We start from the raw sequence: 3,598 nt of genomic DNA, 5'->3' as shown, positions 1-3,598 counted from the left end.
GAGAGCCTGTTAGCAAGACCGATGCCGGACGCAGTCGCGCGAACGGGCCGACCGTACATCCGGCACCAACCTCGGCGCCGTCGAGCACGCTGTAGGGCGCGACAGTGACGCCCGCGGCCAGCTTCGAGTCACGGATCCACACGCCCTGGTGCAGCACGCAGCCTTCTCCGATCTCGGTGTGTCCTAAAAGCGACACCTCCGGATGAACCACTGTCTCGGCACCGACACACACCTCCGGTTCGATCGCCGTCCGTTCCGGCTCGAGGAGGGTGACGCCGCTTTGCATCAGCCGCCGCATATGGCGTTCAAGGATGGCGCGGTGGACCCGAGCGAGATCGGCGCGATCGTTGATACCGAACGCCTCCGAAGGATCGTCGAGGCTCAGGAGTCGGATGGTCTCCCCGGCGGCCGCGGCGTCGCCGAGGGCGTCGGTCAGATAGAGCTCCCCCTGGGCATTGCCGGCGTCGAGACGCCGCAGATAGTCGAAAACCGCCGGCGCGGGCAGGGCGTAGAGGCCGGCGTTGATCCGTCGAACGGCAAGCTCCTCGGGTCCGGCGTCGGCGGCTTCAACGATCCGCTCGAGCTCGCCGGAAGGACGCGCGATCACCCGTCCGAGCGTGCCCGGCTGCTCGAGATCGGCGACCGCCATGGCGCCCCAGCACCCGGCGGCGGCCGCGGCCAGCCGGCCCAAGGTCGCTGCCGATACCAGGGGAACGTCGCCCGACAGCACCAGGAGCGTTGATTCGCCTGGGGCGTGGGGCTCGACCTGGGCCAGGGCGTGACCGGTTCCGAGTTGCCGGCGCTGCTCGATGAAGGTGACGTCGGAGGCGGTCACGGCTCGCCGGACGTCATCGGCTCCATGGCCGACGACCACCAGGATTCTCTCGCAGCCGCCGCGCCGCGCGGTGGCAATCACCCGTTCGAGCATCGGCCGGCCGCCCACCGGATGCAGTACCTTGGGCAGCGCCGAACGCATACGCGTACCCTGGCCGGCGGCCAGCACCACCGCGACGCGAGCTTTTGAGGATTCGTCCATGTCGCGCTCCTCGAAGAATCTAGCCCGGGCGAGCCGCTATTCAGTGAGCCGGCGTCAGCTCGAGCACTGCCTGGCACAGTTTAGCCGGATCGTGTCGGATCAGCTCGCCGTCGGCCAGCAGATCTCTCGCCACGAGCTCCACGCCGCGTTTCTTGAAACCGTCGCGGTCGAAGGTCACGCTCTCCGAGCCGGTCGCGGCATAGTGATCGAGCAGCGCCGCCGCCGGCCGGGTGGAGTTGACCAGCACACAGTCGACCAGACGCTCGCCGACATGCTGCTCGATCGCGTCGAAGTGGTCGATGGCGTTCATCCCGTCGGTTTCTCCGGGCTGGGTCATGATGTTCAGTATCAGCGCGACCTTCGCCGCGCTCCGGCGTGCCGCTCGGCGGATGCCGGGAATCAGCAGGTTGGGCAAGATCGACGTGTAGAGCGATCCGGGGCCGAGCAGGATCAGATCGGCGTGCCTCAGGGCCTCGATCGACGGCGGGAAGGCGGCGGCGGCGGCGGGAAGGAGCTCGAGGCCGGCGAGGCGCTCGCCCGATTGGCCGACCGCGGACTCACCCCGGTAGAGACGCCCCGAGAGTCCCGTGCCCCGTAAACGCACGTCGGCCAGGGTCGCCGGCAAGATGCGCCCGCGCACCGACAGGATCGACTCGGCGGTGAGGATCGCCTGGTAGAAATCACCGGTGATTCCGGTCAGGGCGGTCAGGAAGAGATTGCCGAAAGAGTGCCCGGCGAGGCCTTCGCCATCGGCGAATCGATACTGGAAGAGCCGCGCCAGCAGGTCTTCGTCGTCGGCCAGGGCGACGATGCAGTTGCGGATGTCTCCCGGCGGCAGCACTCCGAAATCTCTCCGTAGCCGGCCGGAGGAGCCGCCGTCGTCAGCCACCGTCACGACCGCGGTCAGCTGGCCGGGATCGCTGATCTGAGACTTGAGACCGCGCAACAACACCGCGAGCCCACTACCGCCGCCGATCGCCACCAGCGAAGGGCCGTCTCCCTGGAGACTCTCCGAAGAGAGGCTCACTCCGTGGCGGACACCACTTGAACCAGTTGCGCGAACTCTTCGCGACCGCGGAGCGGGTCGAAGTCCGAGTCGTGGTAGGCGTGGACGCGGTTCCTGGGCTCGAGACGGATGGCGGTCTCAAGCAGCTCCAGGGCTTCGTCCTCGGCCCCTGCCAGAGCGCGAATCGAAGCCATCAGATAAGCGTAGTGCTCTTCGCTGTCCACGGTCTCGACCTGCCGGCACAGCTCGAGCGCTTGCTCCAGGTTGCCGTTGTTCTTCTCGAAAACCGCGCGCAGGTAAAGATCGCCGTCTTCGGATTCCTCGGCAGTCCGCGCGCGGCAGATCTCGAGGTGTTGGCGGGCGCGGTCGGCAATCTGGATGCCGTCCGCGTCGGCCACGACCCTTTCCAGCAACTCGGCGGCTTGCGCATACTTCTTCGCGTGCAGCAGCTCCAGAGCGCTGGCGAAGTCGGCGAGCGTGGCCTCCAGGGCCTCGCTGGAGGAATCCGCCGAACCCAGGCCGAGCTCTTCGAGCTTTCGGCGCACCGCGTCGGAATCGATGTGGAAGCGCTGCGCGAGCTCCTCGATGCTCTGGCTCTCGGCGTTTCGCTTGAGATGAGCGACCTCGGCTTTGGACCAAAGTTTCTCCATACTTGCCTCTACCTCTTTCGCAACTCGACAAGAATCTGTTTGGCGACGGACTTCAGCGTGTCGAAAACGCCTCTGCCGTTGGGAGCCACGGCCTTGAAAGTCGGCTCGCGTTTGTAGTTCAAGACCCGATACAGCTCGGCGGTCGGCAATGCGTTGGGAAGATCACGCTTGTTGAACTGCAGGGCGTAGGGCAACGTCGCAAGATCGAGACCGTGCTGCTTCAGATTGGTCTCCAGATTGCGGATCGACTCGATGTTCGACTCCATTCGCTCTTTCTGGCTGTCGGCGACGAAGATCACTCCGTCGGCGCCTTTGAGGATCAGCTTGCGGCTGGCGTCATAGAAGACCTGCCCAGGCACCGTGTAGAGGTGGAAGCGGGTCGTGAAGCCGCGGATGGTGCCCAGGTCGAGCGGCAGGAAATCGAAGAATAGCGTGCGATCCGTCTCGGTCGCCAACGAGATCATCTTGCCCTTGGCGTCCGGAGAGGTCTTGCTGTAGATATACTGCAGATTGGTCGTCTTGCCCCCGAGACCGGGGCCATAGTAGACGATCTTGCAGTTGATCTCTTTGGCAGCGTAGTTGATGAAAGTCATGGCGCGTCAGGAGGGTCGGTCTCGGGCTCAATCGCTGAACAGGGCGTCGATGTCGTCGTCGGTGATCTCGGAGAAAGGCGTCGGTGACGCTCCCTCTACGACTCCGGCGTTGGCTTTCCGGGCCATGGTCTCGAAGATCTTGTCGAACTCGCCGCTGGCGCGTTTGACCCGCAGCCGGACCAGACCCAGGGAAGAGCGTTCGTCGAAGATGACGAGCAGGATGGCGCGCTTGGCGACGATCGAGATGTGGATGTGGTCCCTCTCCCCCTCGTGAAAGAGGACCGAGAACTCGCGCTCGCCAATGAGCTTGGCG

The 3,598-nt window shown here is 65.3% G+C and carries 5 protein-coding genes; all 5 read right to left on the bottom strand.

Annotated features, from left to right (window positions below):
- Nucleotides 1-1,036 (bottom strand): bifunctional N-acetylglucosamine-1-phosphate uridyltransferase/glucosamine-1-phosphate acetyltransferase (locus GY769_24785; GenBank protein ID MCP4205139.1); only part of this gene is annotated, 1,036 nt, incomplete at its 3' end.
- Between the two features lie 40 nt (nucleotides 1,037-1,076).
- Nucleotides 1,077-2,063, bottom strand: a complete 987-nt coding sequence (gene yvcK / locus GY769_24780; GenBank protein ID MCP4205138.1) for a uridine diphosphate-N-acetylglucosamine-binding protein YvcK — start codon at nucleotides 2,061-2,063, stop codon at nucleotides 1,077-1,079.
- On the bottom strand, nucleotides 2,060-2,692 hold the full coding sequence (locus tag GY769_24775; GenBank protein MCP4205137.1) for a hypothetical protein: 633 nt from the start codon (nucleotides 2,690-2,692) through the stop codon (nucleotides 2,060-2,062). The genes yvcK and GY769_24775 overlap by 4 nt, the downstream gene beginning before the upstream one ends.
- Nucleotides 2,693-2,700: 8 nt before the next feature.
- On the bottom strand, nucleotides 2,701-3,285 hold the full coding sequence (locus GY769_24770; protein ID MCP4205136.1) for a gliding-motility protein MglA: 585 nt from the start codon (nucleotides 3,283-3,285) through the stop codon (nucleotides 2,701-2,703).
- A gap of 27 nt (nucleotides 3,286-3,312) precedes the next feature.
- Nucleotides 3,313-3,598, bottom strand: a 286-nt coding sequence (locus GY769_24765) for a roadblock/LC7 domain-containing protein (protein MCP4205135.1), incomplete at its 5' end; no start/stop codon positions are given.

It is taken from the genome of bacterium (assembly GCA_024224155.1).
Taxonomy (GTDB): domain Bacteria; phylum Acidobacteriota; class Thermoanaerobaculia; order Multivoradales; family JAHEKO01; genus CALZIK01.
Note: the sequence above shows the minus strand (reverse complement) of the source record. Positions and strands in the feature narration are given on the sequence as shown.